Source organism: Chryseobacterium angstadtii (assembly GCF_001045465.1).
GTDB classification, from domain to species: Bacteria; Bacteroidota; Bacteroidia; order Flavobacteriales; family Weeksellaceae; genus Chryseobacterium; species Chryseobacterium angstadtii.
The window spans coordinates 504,506-519,560 of record NZ_LFND01000006.1; the positions used below are offsets into that span (position 1 = coordinate 504,506).

A 15,055-nucleotide genomic window follows, 5' to 3' on the forward strand; every position below is an offset into this window, starting at 1 on the left:
CATTTTTTACACCTAAAAGAGAAATATGTTGACTTTTTTCAAGTCCATTCAGGAGTTATTTAACGGGTAAGAAAGATCATAATATCCACAAAAAAAGCCGTACTTTTTGTACGGCTCTATTATTTATTTTTCAAATTTATTGCTGCATTCGTCCTCCTTCTTTTATGGATCGGGAAAGGATCTTATTCTTTTTCAGAAGAAAATCCGGCATAAGATCGGTAGGCAGATAAAGAGGGCTTTCTCCTTTTGTCTGCAGTTCATCTATAATACCCGGATTCCAGGCAAGAATCTCATTTACCTGTACCTTCAGCTCATCGGCAATAACATCTAAATTAAATCCTGCATTAATCTCTGTTTCCTGAAGTGATACTCCATTATTCTTACGGTTTCCCGCTTCTGTAAAGAAAACCTTATTAAGCCTTGAAGAATTATAATTGCTTAAAACACTTTGCAGTTCTCCTGTAGCATAACATGCATTCAGGTATTTTTTTACATGATTAATGGTTTCTGCGGGAAGATATTGAGAATAGATATGATACTGTGTAGAGCCTGCTGCCTGCATAGCTTTGGCAATATTCCCCTCACCGCAGTTGTAAGCTGCCACTACGGTAATCCAATCGCCATATTTTCTATAAAGATTCGCAAGAGAGATCGCGGCGGTTTTAGTACTTTTATACACATCTGTACGTTCCTGTTCGGTAAGACCATACTGATTGGCATGTGCAGTCATAAACTGCCACATTCCTACGGCTCCTGCTCCCGATGTGATATTCCTGTTGAAATGAGACTCAATCAGGGCAAGATTTCTTAAATGTTTGGGAATACCTTTCTGAACCAATGAATATTCTATGAATTCAACGATTTCCTTATTGGCATTGATGATGTTATTGTACCTTTTCACACTGCTTTCCGAGGTATCGGAAGCGGCTAGAAACTGTCCGTTCATCATTACAAAAGTCCCTGCCAGCATGAGTACTGTAAAGATATTTTTAAATAGGGTTTTCATTGTATAATGTTTTTAAGGTAAAGAAAGCTGATAAGCTGATGGCTAATGGCTAATGGCTAATGGCTGATAGGCAAATTTACTTATTTACTTATTAGCTTTCTTTGCATTTTAATCTACTTTCCAGCTCAATTTTTCCTCTTCTGTATTCCAGTCTACATGAATGGTCTGGCCGGATTTTACTTCTTCGCGCACGATCATTTTTGAGATCGGCCTGGCCAGCTGTGCCCGGATAACTCCGGAAATCTGTCTTGCTCCATATTTACTGCTGAAGCCACCTAATGCAAGGTTTTTTACGGCTTCGTCGCTGATTTTTAAAGTCATTCCAAGTCGGGTAAGTGAGGTATGGAGTGATTTCAGCTGGATATTGAAAATTCTTTCTGCGATAGATTCCGTAATAGGAGCAAAAGGAATAATTTCTGTAATTCTCGCTAAAAATTCAGGTCTGAATCTTCCTGAATTAGACATGATCTGCATCAGTGATGAGGATTCCGGAACTTTTCCTTCCTCAAACTGTTTTACAATCTCTTCACTTCCGATATTGGAAGTAAATAATATCAGTGCATTGCTGAAGTCTCCTTCTTTTCCTAATTTATCATGAACTTTCCCTTCATCCATAATCTGTAAAAATACATCGAAAACAGAGTGATGGGCTTTTTCAATTTCATCAAATAAAACAACGGTATAAGGCTGCTGTCTGATTTTATTAACCAACATACCTCCTTCTTCATATCCTACATATCCCGGAGGCGCACCGTATAGTAAGGCTGCGGAATGTTCTTCTTTAAATTCGGACATATCAAAACGCACCATCGCTTTCTCGTCATTGAAAAGAAGTTCTGCCATAGATTTGGCCAGCTCCGTTTTTCCTGTTCCGGTAGGCCCCAGAAGGAAGAAGGACCCGATAGGCTGTCCCGGTTTGTTCAGTCCGCTTCGGTTTTCAACAATAGCATCGGAAAGGATTTTCAAAGCATGATCCTGCCCTACGACTCTGTTCAGTAAAAGGGATTCCATATTCAGGAGTTTTTCTTTTTCCTGAGCCTGAATCTTTCCGATCGGGATATTGGTTTTGGCTGCCATTACTGCCGCCAGTTCCAAACGGTCTACTTTTTCTCTTTTTTTAGCGGCATGCTCTAAAAGTTCCGTGTAGGTATCATCAATAATTTTATGAATCTGGTCCACAGGCATGGAGTTGTCTATAACCGGCTGTTCCTGTAAAGATCCCCAAAGGATAGGACTTATTTTATCCCTCAGAAGATTATAATTCCAGATCAGCTCATTAGCCTGGTCTTTGGTATCGGTAAATTCTTCTTTTAAAATGGCTTCATAGGTTTCTTTCCAGCTTGCGAGTTCTTTTTCAGACAGCTCATCCAGCATTTTTATGGCAGCCATGGTTCTGTCAAGTAAATCTATAGCGGCATCCGGCAGTTTTTTACCTTTTGCATATCTTTTCGCAAGACGTACACACTCGGAAATAGCTGTTTTTTCTACTTCAATGCCGTGATGCTTTTTATAGCCTTCCAGTAGGACATCAATCATTTTCACACAGGTCTGTTCATCCGGTTCATTAACGGTGAGCACTTCAAAACGGCGGTTAAAAGCCTGCTCCGGCTCAATGATTTTTCTATATTCCTCCTGGGTGGTTGCTCCGATTACGGTAATCTCACCTCTTGCAAGCTCCGGTTTAAGAAGATTGGCTACGTTTCCGATGCTTCCTTTCGGATCAAGTAAGGTGTGAATTTCATCAATGAAAAGAACAGCTTTTTCAATCTTCTTACATTCATTGATGACTTTTTTCAAACGGTCTTCAATTTCTCCTTTATATGAAGTTCCGGCCAGCAAAGCGCCTGTATCCAGTTCAAGGAGTGTAGCATTCTTAAGCATTTCAGGAACATTTCCTTTGGTAATTTCAATGGCAAAACCTTCTACCAATGCTGTTTTTCCTACTCCGGGCTCCCCTATGATGATTACATTCGGTTTACTTCTTCTGCAAAGGATTTCAACAAGCATTCTTAGTTCTTTGTCTCGTCCTATAATGTTTTCAAGATCTCCTTTTCTTGCCTGTGCAGTTCTGTCTACACAATAGCTTTTAATAGAAGGAAATGATGAGTCTGTAAAATCTGATCCGTTTGAAAAAAGAGATGAAAAATCACCGTCTTCGGATACCGCAAAAGGAGTATCCTTTCTATATAAATTGAATATTTCATGTTCTCTCAGCGGAAGTGATTTCAGCTGCTGCAGCGAAAAAACGACCTGAGGTTTTACAATCGCGGTAAGAATACATATGGGCGTGATTTCGTCCAATCCAAGTTTCAGACGGATATCATCTGCTTCTTCTATAAGGGTGTCTATGGCTTCATCCTGACGTACTTCATCCGGAAGATGTGCCGTTTTCGGGTAATCCTCAATGCGAACATCTGCCCATTCATAAAAATAGCCGGGATCTTTATCAATGCTTTTAAGGAATTCATTAAGGCCTATATCTTTATGCATTAAAGCCTGCAGGATATGCGGGCCTCCGTATGTTCCATTATAATTCTCTTTTGCTATAGACTGAGCAATGTGAAATAGCTGTTTTACGGTTTCGTTGGTTACTAGTACTCCCATTTATAATTTTTCTAATATTAATATGTCTTGTGTTCTTTTTTACTTTTTCAGATTATTTGGTGTCATCTGAAAAGGAAATCCATTCTTACAAATATATCTTTTTTATGCAAAATGTATGTAGGGATAAAGATAGGTAATTCTTTGATTAGAGAAGTAATAAGTTTTTAAGAAAACAGGCTCATCATCCTACAACATTTTTGGTTAAAAAAGACTGTCTTTTAAGGGACAGTCTTTTCTTTATGAATGTTGATGTGTAATAGTGTCTTTTCAAATTGGGTTCTGTTCCTGAGGAATATCGCCCGGATCAATAGCTTTAAATCTATTCTTTCTATTATATTGAAGTTTACCTGATGATTTTTCTGTTCTCTGAATTTCAAGAATTCTTTCAGATTCACTTCATCATGGGTAAACTTCAATAGTAATATTTTGTGATGTGGTGATTGTTGAACAAATATAAAACAGTAATTTGTTTATTAAAAATATTTTATCAAAAATTTTAAAATTTGTAGTAATTCTACGACTTTAGATTTAAGAATCCTCCATATACGCCATTACAAAAGGGTTTTTACCTATCCGATTATTTAAACAAAAACAATAATTTTACACTTATTTGAGAAATAGACCTGATTTTTGGAGTTGGATGGAGAATTTTTTTGGGTGCAGGATTCGAGATGTGGGGTGCGAGTTTGAGTGTCGGAGGGTTTTAGGGTTATAGAGTTGTAAATAATGAAATGAGAAATGTGAATTGTGAATTTAAAATAATCAATGAAAGATAGGTCTCCAGTGGCTTCGGGAGCCTCAGCCACCGGAGATTAGTCGCCAGCAGTAATTTCCATCTCATAAAATTCATATTTCACATGCACGGCAAAATTCACCATTGGCCAATTCAACATACATCCTACTTCCTTTCTTCCACAAAAAAAAGCAGAAGTGATACTCCTGCTTTTACTATGTTTTAGTGACTGATTAATGTTTTGTGTATTCCGGTTCCTCAACGGTCTGAGTGGTTGGCATAAAGTATTCATTAAGCCAATAGAAGGTCTGTCCGTTCTGCTGGATCTTCACTGCAGGGTTGTTTCTGTGGGAAAGCATTCTTTCAGCAAGATTTTTATAGCTTTTGAAATGTCCTCTTACCGTTTCCTTCTGAACGATTTTAGACTTTTTCCAGCCTTTCAGCTTGTATTTTGACATCAGTTCATCTTCTGAATTATCAAATCCTGTACTCAATCCTACGGCATAAGACATTGGCTTCTCGTAAAGCTCAGACTTATCAAGGAATTTTAAAGTAGGGTTGTATTTTTTCAGAAGTCTTATATATTCTTTGATGGCTCTGGACTGGTTAAAATCTGCTCTGTCAGGCTCTGTTTTCATATACACTTCGGTATAGAAATTCTTAAGGTTATCATATTCGGTTTCAGAAATAAGAATTCCTTTTTCAATACCCGGTTTGAAATCTTTCAACTCTTTCGGAATGTAACCTTTCACAAGGAACGGATTTCCATAATTGATCAACTGTGCCGCAATTCCAGCAGAAACCGGATTGGTAAGCCCCGGGAACAGATATTTATATTTCAGATCCACGTCTGTTCTTCCTGCTCCTACAGAAGAGTGGAAATAGTCATTCAACGACTTATCTATGGTCTGATTATCTAATGTAACCTGAGCAATAAGGCTGTCTACAGATTTTTTAAGATAACCAGGCGTTGCAACATCTCCTTTTTTAGGGAAAATAACAAATCCCTGAGACATACTTTGCTTTGGATAATCTAATGAGAAGAATCCGGCATCTCCTTCTACAAGGCTAAAGTTATTTTTAGTAAGAACATCATTCTGGTTGATGATCTTCTGCTTTTTAAGTTCTGCAATATTTTTTGCGGTATTGGTCACCACGTTTTCAGCCATCAGTACAAAATCATTGTAGGTATCAGATGATCTTGCGCTGGTCTGGAACATAATTAACCTAGCCTGCGCCTGAGTCAATGAGCTGATTACGTTGTACATGTTTCCGCTCTGGCTGGAAGAAGTTCCTACAGTTACCACAATATTGGTTTCATCAGGAACATTGGAAAGAAGATTTCCGGCAGCAAAAAGCGCTTCGCCTACCGGCTGATATCCACTGTTACTTGCACAGTTCATTTCATTCGTTCTATCATCAATAAATGATGTAATTTTGCTGTAATCGGTACTTAAACCGGAAACCAGAACATTCTCTCCGCAAGGATTATTTTTATATAAAACAACGCCATATTTTACCCCGTTAAAATAAGAAGGCTTTTCAAATCTAAGCTGAAGATCCTGAAGAAGGGATTTTACGATAGGAGCATACGGTGCATTGGGAGCACTTACATCCAGGGCAAAAACGATGTTGATATTTTTATCTCTTTCCGTGATTTCTCTGTAACGGTCGAAAATAATCTTATCACCCAGAACATTGAAAATATAGTTTTTACTGTAATCCAGGATATTGGTAAAATACTTTGTTTTGGAGTCCGGAGTCGGAGCTTCATTTAAAGCCAGGCTTACAGGATAGATATTTTCAAGTGGAGTTCTTTTATTGGTATCAGTAAGGAGAATAGCTGTTCTGCTCTCCGAATCAGCTGCCCCGGGATATCCTTCATGTATTCCTAAAGTAGACTCTGTAACTTTTGTATCATTTTTAATTTTTACGGCAGAACGCTCTCCCCATGCAGAGATCACGTTGGCATTCACCCATCCGTAAAGATTGGTGCCGATACTGTCTATATCAATCGAAGGTTTCTTACCTACCAGAAAACGCTTATTGTTTTCCGCCTGTTTATAGACGTACACCATCTGTCCGTTTGGAATTTTGACATTGGCAGTTTCTATAAGGCTTGGTGAATTGAACACCATGATAGAGTCGTTTTTATAGTACCTTTCCGCACTTCGGATCACTTCGCTGTTATTCGGAACTACGGCTACTCTTACCGGATAACCGGTCTTTTCGCTTTTCAAAGAATTATTCCATAGAAGAAGATCCGATTCCGGAATCCATCCGTATGTTTTTATGGATTTTGACGAAACCTTTTTCATTAAAGCATCCGGAACGTATTCCGCTACTTTCACCATTCCGTCTCTATGTTTCAGAACCATTAAAGGCTCAAGGAATTTAACTTCTTTGTAAGACTTTTCGTCGCTTTTATCAAGATAGGCCGTATTTCTGGATCTGTCTGAAATTACAATCCATGGCACTGATTTTTTTGGATATCCATTTACGACAGGCGAGTTGTCTACCTGTCCATACTGAGAAGGTTCAGGTGTTCTTTTAGATGGCAGCTTCACCTGACAGCTCGTTATTAAAACTGATAAACCTATATAATATGCTGCTAGAGGAAATTTATTTTTCATCCTATTTTATTTTAATGATTGGTGTATCCGGGAATCCGGATCTTATTATTTGCTTTGGTTGATGTCCACTTTCGTTACACAGTTCTGCTTATCATCTAAGTTCACTTTTACGGTCTGGATCACCACGTTTTTATCAAACTGAAGTCCTGCACAATACATGTAGAAGTTATTGGCTTTGCTATCGCTCACCTTTACTACTGTATTTTCGTTGTTACACAGATAGGTATTCAGCAGATAATTATAATGCATATTAAAGCTGTTTCCGTTAGCAATCTGCTGCAAATGGTATTTAAAATCGTCGTCAATTTTCTTGTAAGAATCTTCTACAGGGATTTCATCTTCCTCCAAAGCATTGTAAGCCGGAAGGATTCTGATATTGTGATAGATAGGCTCCTGACTTTCTTCTGTAAGTAATGCCACACGGTAATCTCCAGGTTTTTTATAGGAATAGAATGCCAGTCTGTCTTTGGAATCTGTGTTTCCTGTTTCTCCGAATTTCCATGCAAATTGCGTAGCCTCCGAAACCGCTCTGAACTGTACGTTTTCATACTGTCTGGCTTCACTCTGCGCTTCAATAGTCGTAATAGATTTTATAGTATCTTTTGACTTCTGAGTTCTCGCAGATACCATTACCGGAAAGGTTTTGGTATACTTGTTATCAATGATCAGACTTACCGAATAGTACCCCGGTTTGTTGTAAAAGTGAATCCCTGTGCTTTTGTCGGAAGTAGTTCCGTCTCCAAAGTTCCATCTTTTTGTTTTGGCAAACTGGGTTTTGTCCTCAAATAAAAGAGTATCTCCTACAGCTAATGAGGATGGGTAGACAACTCCTACAATATCATCGGCAGAATGGATGACTTTCTTCTGCAGCCATAGCGCAACGAGGGCCGCAATGAGCAGCGTTGCGATAACACCAATAATAATGTTCTTCTTGTTTTTTTGAAAATAATTCATAGTTAAGTGATTGTGATGTGTTTTATTCCTTTAATGTTTATTTTTCTGAATTACTGGGTTCTTGCCCTTAATTCGTTTTCTCTTTCATAAAGACGGTTCTGTTTGTCTTTAAAGCCTATTCTGCACTCCTCCACCTCTTTTTCAAATCTCTTTACATCTTCTGTGGTGGTTGAAATAACTTTTTTATCGTCAAAATACATTTTATAAAATTTGGCAACCTGCGAATATCCGTCTTTACGAATATCTATGACCTCATTTCCGTGAAAATAGCTCGCCAGACCATTGATTCCATTATAGATATTATTCTCTACAAATGGCTCCGGTGATTTATCAGAAATTCTGCTGATCATAGCATAGGTACTGTCCATTTCTGGTTGTATTAATTTTTGCCGGCTATCAAATTCCTTTTTTTGTTCAAGGCTCTGTAATCCTTTTACATCTTCATCTGAAAATGGAGAATCGAAACCTTTCAAAAAGATGATTCCCAGGAATATCATAGCGGCTAAAAGCATCAGTATTAAATAAAGAAACTGATAATGTCTTTCTTTTTTAGATAATGTAATTTGACCCTGCATAATCTTTCTTTTTTGGTTATCGTCTTCTACCTCCTGTGAAATTTCTCGTAGGATCTTTTCTAAGCTGTTTATTGGCATTTCCTACTTTTCCAATACAGTCCTCAAGATCTCTGAGGATGGTTCTCTTTCTGTATTCCACTGCTGTAATATCATTCTTTAAATTCAGCATAGGAGCTATCTGCTTCATTAAAACAGCATAGTGCTTGAAATTATCGGCACTGTCTTTTCCCATTATGTTTTTGGCATCCCTTACATCATCCATAATACTGGTTCTGAGAAATACTTCATTCTGAACTTTACCGGCATTCAGCTGATTCATTTTATCATAGATATTATCTACGTGAGACTTAAGAACATCTCCACGGCGCATCAGTTCTTTATAGGCATCCGCATCTCTGGTGATTTTTTCCCGTTGAATATTATAGCTTTTAAAAAAGAGAAATAAGCACAGAAAAGAAACCGCCGCCAGAACGGCGAAAGACAGAATAAACTTCCAAATGCCTACTCTGACATCAGATTTGTTTAATTTTTTTTCCCTAGTAGAAGACATATATTTGCGATTTGTTTGGCCTGTGAAAATATAAAAAAAAATTTTTATGCACAATACGTATTTTCCCCACCCCAGTTTCGTGAAAACCCTATTTAACCTAAGTTTAATTTCCACTTTCATAAGTTTTTCCTAAATTAGGCCTCTGGATTTTAAATATCCTACACCAAACCTATATTAAACGTGAGTAAACTATTATCAAATACAGTACGGTTTTCTATAGCGGACAGTGATTTTTATTTCAAGAAAATCATGATTAAAACGCTTATGGAAAATCCTTTCTATATGCTTCTGAATGACTGCAACAACGGGCATGAGCTTGTGAACAGGATTTACAGAAGACAGGAAGATGTGTTTATTATAGAACTCTTTATGCCGGTATTAAGCGGAATTGAAGCAATTAAATACATCAGGAAAAACAACACTGAAACTCCTATCGTTACTTATTCCAGCACTTATCAGGAAGATATGGCTGAGATTCTTTCCAAAATCCCCAATATATATTACTGCCAGAAAAAAAGTACCATTATAAAAGACCTTATTAAAGGCAGTATTGCCTCTGATAGCTTTGATTATGAAAAGTACTCCAAAGAATGGGAACAGCAGCCACTCGCCGTACAAAACTACATGGAAAGGCAGAAAAAAGGCCAGGAAGAGCTGACTCCTACTGAAATCCAGCTGATGAAATTCTGCTATGAAGGCTACAGCAATAAAGAGATCGGTGAAAAACTAAATCTCAGTACACGCACCATTGACACCTATATTAACCGGCTTACGGAAAAGCTGGGACTGAAGACAAAACTGCATCTCATTCGGTTCTGCGTGGAAAACGGCTACTACAATTCCAGCATGTAGCGAGATTTAACGTAATATTAATATAGGGTAAACATGAAAACTCCAACTCTTTAAACAAAATTTTTTTGCCACTAATTTGCTAGTATTCAATTTTTTTAACTAAATTTGCACACCTAAAATTTAAAATTAAAAAAGGAAATGACAAAGGCAGAATTGGTAAACACCATCTCAAATAAGTTGGGAACAGAAAAGAATGAAACACAGAAAGTTGTAGAAGCTTTTATGCAGGAGATCAGAACTTCTATGTATAATGGGGATAACGTTTATCTGAGAGGTTTTGGATCTTTTATCATTAAAACAAGAGCTGCTAAAACAGGAAGAAATATTTCTAAGAACACTGCAATTGAGATTCCTGCTCACAACATTCCTGCTTTCAAACCTTCAAAATCTTTTGTAGAGAAAGTAAAGACTAAAGTCGCAGTAAAATAAAAAATTAACTGAATATTAACTAGTTACTAAAAAATTAAAATTATGCCAAGCGGAAAGAAAAGAAAAAGACACAAGGTTGCAACTCACAAAAGAAAGAAAAGAAGAAGAGCAAACAGACATAAGAAAAAATAATCTCTTTTTCTCGAGATTTACAATATAATAATATAGTTGGTGTTTTTAATTATTTAAAGTTCACCGACTATATTTTTGTTTGCAACGATAAGATTCCCGGGAACATACGGCGGCTTTTACGGATATTGAAAAAAGATATACCATTTTTCATTCTAAATCCTTATATTTAGTTTTATTTATCTGCTAAAAAACATGCCGGTTTCTTATAATCTTAATAATTTTTATCTTATAACAAAATGAAGAAAGAACTAATAGTTTCGCATGAAGATGATCTTACAAAGATTGCACTGCTGGAAGACGGAAGACTATGTGAACTTCATGAGCAAGAGGACAAAAGTGAATTTATAGTTGGAGATCTGTTTGTAGGAAGAGTAAAAAAACTGGCACCCAATCTGAATGCCGCATTCGTCAATATAGGATATGACAAGGATGCATTTCTGCACTATCAGGATCTGGGACCACAATATCTTACCTATAAAAAGTTTTTAAAAGATACAATTTCTAAAAAACAGAGCACTTCAAGCTTAAAAAATTTCGAGATTCAACCCGAAATTGACAAAAACGGAACCGTAGACAAAGTTATTGTAAAAGACGATCTCGTTCTGCTTCAGATTACCAAAGAACCTATTTCTACCAAAGGGCCCAGGATTTCTACGCAAGTTTCCCTGACCGGCCGTTTTCTGGTTCTGATCCCTTTCGACAATAAAGTTTCCATTTCCAAAAAAATCAGGACTGCTGAGGAAAAAGAAAGACTGAAAACCCTTATTGACAGCATTAAACCTGAAGGTTTTGGAGTGATCATAAGAACTGTAGCGGAAGGAAAAAAAGTAGCGGATCTTCACAATGACATGAATCAGCTGATCCAGAAATGGGAAAGCACATTCAAAAACATTCAGAAAAGTAAAGTTCCGGCCAGAGTTTTAAGCGAGGAAGACAAAGCTTCAGCTATATTAAGGGACAATTTCAACCAGGATTTCGTGAGCATCATCTGCGACGACGAACAAATGGTGAATGAAATGACCAACTACGTAGAAGTTATAGCTCCGGAAAAAAAGAATATTGTTCAGTTTTACGATTCTCACATTCCTCTTCTCGAATATTACAACGTTGAAAAACAACTCAAGCAGAGTTTTGGAAAACACGTTAATATTCCAAGTTCAAAAGGTGCTTACCTTGTTATTGAGCACACAGAAGCGCTTCACGTTATTGATGTGAACTCCGGAAATAATATCACTACCGGAACCGCCGTTAATAAAGAACACGCTCTGAAAGTAAACAAAATGGCAGCCACCGAGATTGCCAGACAGCTTCGTCTCCGGGATATGGGAGGCATCATTGTAATAGACTTCATCGATATGCAGAACCCTGATCACAGAAGGGACCTGTATGAACATCTGAAAGAAGAAATGAAACGTGACAAAGCCCGTCACAAAATTCTTCCACCGAGCAAGTTTGGACTTATCCAGATCACCAGACAAAGAAACCGCCCGGAAAAACAGATTGAAACCAAAGAAGAAAACCCGAACAAAGACGGAGAAATAGTAGCTCCGATTGTTATCGTGGAAAGAATGGGTGAAACACTCAGAAGTATACTGCAGAAAGAAAAAGGAAAAGTTTTCCTGCATGTACATCCATTCGTGGAAGCCTACCTTACCAAAGGCATCAAAAGTATCCAGATGAGATGGTTCATTAAATACAGAAAATGGGTAACCATCATCCCAAGAGATTCTTTTAAATATTTAGAATACAAAATTTACAATTCGAAAAAAGAAGAATTGATTGAATTTTCTAATTAAGACAAAATTTAAACCTCCAGCATAAAACTGGAGGTTTTTTTATATATTTGCTCGAAATTACATGAAATAAATTCTATTTTACTGTAATCATTAACACAAAACTTCAATGTAAATGAAAAAAAAATTATTTCTTGTGCTGCTTATGGCAGTGCAAACTTCCTTTGCCCAAATTATTTCCAAAGACCCTACTTTTGCTTCAAACGGAGTCGCTGAAATTCCCAGTAATTCGATAGGTAACGCCTATCAAATGGTTCAAAATTCTAATGGCGAAATTTATTTCACTTATAATGTAGACGTTGCTTCAGGAGTCACCCATGGATTTGTATCCAAACTTACGCCTAACGGAACCCCGGATTCTTCTTTCGGAAACAATGGAACCGTTCAGCTGTCTTCCGAACCTTACATGAATCAGATAAAATTACAGGCCGATGGGAAATTGTTAGTTTTTGGTTTATTAAACAATGCTCAGGTATTAAGAATGCTTCCTAATGGCCAGCCAGATCCTACTTTTGGGACCAATGGTGTTTCGCCGGAAATATATGCAGATCACGATGACTTCTGGAATTCCTATGAATTTATTTTACAGAATGGAAAAATAATTGTACATGGCATCAGAAGGATTGGTCAAAATCAGCATCACGCTATCTACAGACTGAATTCCAATGGAAGTATAGATCAGACTTTCGGCAGCAACGGATACGTGACTACGCAGGGAAAAATCACAGGCAGAACTTTCGTACTTATTGACAGCCAGTCCAACATCATCAGTTTCAGTGACAACATCAGCGTTATTGAAAAATTTGATTCCAATGGACAGCCGTTGACCAGCTTTGGAAATAATGGCGTGGCACAAATCAGCATTAACGGTTCACCAGTAGGCGATGTCAGCACTGCAATGATAGACAGTAGCAACCGAATTCTTTTCTCAGTAAACGGGATTCACGACATTTTCAGAATCAATCCGAATGGAACCCTTGATACTACATTTAATTATGATTTATATAACGAGCTTGCCTTAAATTCAGGTCCGGATATTTTCAGCATTAATGAAAAAAACGGGTATTATTATATTGGCGGAAATGCGGGAAATACTTCATTCAATACTAATTATTTTATTTCAAAGCTCAATCAGAATGGTTCGGTAAATTCTACGTTTGGTCATTATATAGAATCCAACTTGGCCGATCCTCCGCATCTTACTCCACCTTTATCAACAATAGGCGAAATGATCGTTAATAACAATAACATAATCGTAAAAGGAAATAACCGTATCGCCAAATATCTGTTTAGCAATGCTACATTAGCCACAACCGATGTTTCAAAATTCAATGATGATATTTCTTTTGAAAATCCGGTTAAGCAAAATCTGGTTTACCAATCAAAAGAAAAAGTAAGCCAAATTGAAATTTATTCGATTGACGGAAAAATAATAAAAACACTGCACGGCAGCAATACTCATGTTTCAGAATTAGTAAAAGGAACTTATATCGCAAAAGTCACTTTCGAAAATAAAAAAGTGGTGACTAAAAAGCTCATCAAGAATTAATTGAATATCTTAACTAATAAAAACTTCAACCTCCGGACTGTGTCTGGAGGTTTTTTCGTTAAATTGCTTTTAAAATAAGCAGATGAAACATTTACTTATACCATCAGTTCAATTAACCATCATTGTCATGGCAACTTTCACAAAATGGTGGCTCGTGCTTCCTGTTGACGGCGGCAACACATCCATGTCAGGATTTCCTTTTCCTTTTATTGCTGACGGTTGGCATACATCATTATCTTACCAAATTTTCATCATTGAATTTTTAGCAGACTTCCTTATACATCTTTCACTTTGGACATTGATTTTATTTCTGATCAATAAATATCTCTTCACCGTAAAAATTCCAAAAGTTTTAAATACTATCATTTGGGGGCTGGTCATTATCATTTCAGGATTAGCCATTTTTATTGCTGCAATGCCAGACCAGGTCATTAAGCTGAAAAGAGATTGGGAAATACAAACTTTACTGAATTCAGGATATCATTTTAATTGGCAAGAGCAGCAGCGGCAATAGAAATCATTTTACAACAATAAACAACAACAATACACTACAACAATGAGTAAAGAACACCACTACAAAACAACCATCAACTGGACGGGAAACAAAGGAACAGGAACCAGCAGCTACAGAAATTATGAAAGAAGCCACACCATCAGCATTGAAAACAAAGCTGTTATTGAAGGTTCTTCCGATCCGGCCTTCCGTGGAGATAAAACAAAGCATAATCCGGAAGACCTGTTTCTTTCGTCTCTTTCTTCATGTCATATGCTCTGGTACCTTCACTTCTGTTCCGAAGAAGGCATCATTGTTACCGATTACACAGACGAAGCCACCGGAATTATGGCTGAAAACCCTGATGGAAGCGGGAATTTCACCTCAGCTACCCTACATCCTACAGTAACTGTTGCAGAAGCATCAATGGTTGAAAAAGCAAAAGAACTTCATCACAAGGCCAATCAGTTTTGTTTCATTGCAAGGTCTGTTAACTTTCCTGTAAAACATATCCCTACTTTGTTAGTTAAATAATTTTTACACAATTATTAAAACCTTCAAAAACATCATTAATACTACAAATAAAACAAAATAACTCTAAAATTATCAATCAAAATTCCACAAAAAGAGAATTATTTATCAAATAATCAATAAAATTTAAGTTTTATAATCATTTATTATGTAAAAAATTACAATTAATTGTTATTTTTATGTAAAATGTAAAGTTTTTTTTATATTTTTATATAAACAAA

12 protein-coding genes are annotated in these 15,055 nt (G+C 36.9%); 6 read left to right on the forward strand and 6 right to left on the reverse strand.

The window, feature by feature from the left end:
* Positions 1-136: 136 nt before the first annotated feature.
* The 6 genes from ACM46_RS18930 to tssO all read right to left on the reverse strand — a co-directional run bounded on the left by ACM46_RS18930 (position 137) and on the right by tssO (position 9,055).
* Positions 137-1,006: a lytic transglycosylase domain-containing protein gene (locus tag ACM46_RS18930; RefSeq protein ID WP_048508230.1), complete on the reverse strand. Its 870-nt coding sequence runs from the start codon at positions 1,004-1,006 to the stop codon at positions 137-139.
* A 108-nt stretch (positions 1,007-1,114) separates the two neighbouring features.
* A complete protein-coding gene (locus ACM46_RS18935) occupies positions 1,115-3,610 on the reverse strand; it encodes an ATP-dependent Clp protease ATP-binding subunit (RefSeq protein WP_048508231.1) in 2,496 nt (831 codons plus the stop codon).
* A 966-nt stretch (positions 3,611-4,576) separates the two neighbouring features.
* The gene (tssR, locus tag ACM46_RS18945) at positions 4,577-6,976 is read right to left on the reverse strand and encodes a type VI secretion system protein TssR domain-containing protein (RefSeq protein WP_048508233.1); all 2,400 of its coding nucleotides are present in this window, start codon (positions 6,974-6,976) and stop codon (positions 4,577-4,579) included.
* Between the two features lie 45 nt (positions 6,977-7,021).
* A complete protein-coding gene (locus ACM46_RS18950) occupies positions 7,022-7,930 on the reverse strand; it encodes a PKD domain-containing protein (RefSeq protein ID WP_048508234.1) in 909 nt (302 codons plus the stop codon).
* A 50-nt stretch (positions 7,931-7,980) separates the two neighbouring features.
* Positions 7,981-8,505 (reverse strand): type VI secretion system transmembrane protein TssO, encoded by a 525-nt coding sequence (locus ACM46_RS18955; protein ID WP_048508290.1) that lies wholly within the window; start codon positions 8,503-8,505, stop codon positions 7,981-7,983.
* Positions 8,506-8,521: 16 nt separating this feature from the next.
* The gene (gene tssO, locus ACM46_RS18960; protein WP_048508235.1) at positions 8,522-9,055 is read right to left on the reverse strand and encodes a type VI secretion system TssO; all 534 of its coding nucleotides are present in this window, start codon (positions 9,053-9,055) and stop codon (positions 8,522-8,524) included.
* Between the two features lie 249 nt (positions 9,056-9,304).
* Here tssO and ACM46_RS18965 point away from each other — a divergent pair, with 249 nt between their 5' ends.
* The 6 genes from ACM46_RS18965 to ACM46_RS18990 all read left to right on the forward strand — a co-directional run bounded on the left by ACM46_RS18965 (position 9,305) and on the right by ACM46_RS18990 (position 14,837).
* Positions 9,305-9,907 carry a response regulator transcription factor gene (locus ACM46_RS18965; RefSeq protein ID WP_241486055.1) on the forward strand — a complete coding sequence of 201 codons (603 nt, stop codon included), beginning with the start codon at positions 9,305-9,307 and terminating at the stop codon, positions 9,905-9,907.
* Between the two features lie 138 nt (positions 9,908-10,045).
* The gene (locus ACM46_RS18970; RefSeq protein WP_002984212.1) at positions 10,046-10,336 is read left to right on the forward strand and encodes an HU family DNA-binding protein; all 291 of its coding nucleotides are present in this window, start codon (positions 10,046-10,048) and stop codon (positions 10,334-10,336) included.
* 368 nt (positions 10,337-10,704) lie between these two features.
* Positions 10,705-12,264 carry an Rne/Rng family ribonuclease gene (locus ACM46_RS18975; RefSeq protein ID WP_048508237.1) on the forward strand — a complete coding sequence of 520 codons (1,560 nt, stop codon included), beginning with the start codon at positions 10,705-10,707 and terminating at the stop codon, positions 12,262-12,264.
* 112 nt (positions 12,265-12,376) lie between these two features.
* Entirely contained in the window at positions 12,377-13,810 is a 1,434-nt protein-coding gene (locus tag ACM46_RS18980; protein WP_048508238.1) for a T9SS type A sorting domain-containing protein, read from the forward strand.
* Between the two features lie 82 nt (positions 13,811-13,892).
* On the forward strand, positions 13,893-14,324 hold the full coding sequence (locus tag ACM46_RS18985) for a hypothetical protein (RefSeq protein ID WP_131707628.1): 432 nt from the start codon (positions 13,893-13,895) through the stop codon (positions 14,322-14,324).
* A gap of 42 nt (positions 14,325-14,366) precedes the next feature.
* Positions 14,367-14,837, forward strand: coding sequence for an OsmC family protein (locus ACM46_RS18990; protein ID WP_048508240.1), 471 nt, complete (start codon positions 14,367-14,369; stop codon positions 14,835-14,837).
* Positions 14,838-15,055 lie beyond the last annotated feature (218 nt).

Coding starts and splice junctions, on each gene's coding strand:
- ACM46_RS18930 (WP_048508230.1), bottom strand. CDS start 1,006: ATGAAAACCCTATTTAAAAATATCTTTACAGTACTCATGCTGGCAGGG.
- ACM46_RS18935 (WP_048508231.1), bottom strand. CDS start 3,610: ATGGGAGTACTAGTAACCAACGAAACCGTAAAACAGCTATTTCACATT.
- tssR (WP_048508233.1), bottom strand. CDS start 6,976: ATGAAAAATAAATTTCCTCTAGCAGCATATTATATAGGTTTATCAGTT.
- ACM46_RS18950 (WP_048508234.1), bottom strand. CDS start 7,930: ATGAATTATTTTCAAAAAAACAAGAAGAACATTATTATTGGTGTTATC.
- ACM46_RS18955 (WP_048508290.1), bottom strand. CDS start 8,505: ATGCAGGGTCAAATTACATTATCTAAAAAAGAAAGACATTATCAGTTT.
- tssO (WP_048508235.1), bottom strand. CDS start 9,055: ATGTCTTCTACTAGGGAAAAAAAATTAAACAAATCTGATGTCAGAGTA.
- ACM46_RS18965 (WP_241486055.1), top strand. CDS start 9,305: ATGATTAAAACGCTTATGGAAAATCCTTTCTATATGCTTCTGAATGAC.
- ACM46_RS18970 (WP_002984212.1), top strand. CDS start 10,046: ATGACAAAGGCAGAATTGGTAAACACCATCTCAAATAAGTTGGGAACA.
- ACM46_RS18975 (WP_048508237.1), top strand. CDS start 10,705: ATGAAGAAAGAACTAATAGTTTCGCATGAAGATGATCTTACAAAGATT.
- ACM46_RS18980 (WP_048508238.1), top strand. CDS start 12,377: ATGAAAAAAAAATTATTTCTTGTGCTGCTTATGGCAGTGCAAACTTCC.
- ACM46_RS18985 (WP_131707628.1), top strand. CDS start 13,893: ATGAAACATTTACTTATACCATCAGTTCAATTAACCATCATTGTCATG.
- ACM46_RS18990 (WP_048508240.1), top strand. CDS start 14,367: ATGAGTAAAGAACACCACTACAAAACAACCATCAACTGGACGGGAAAC.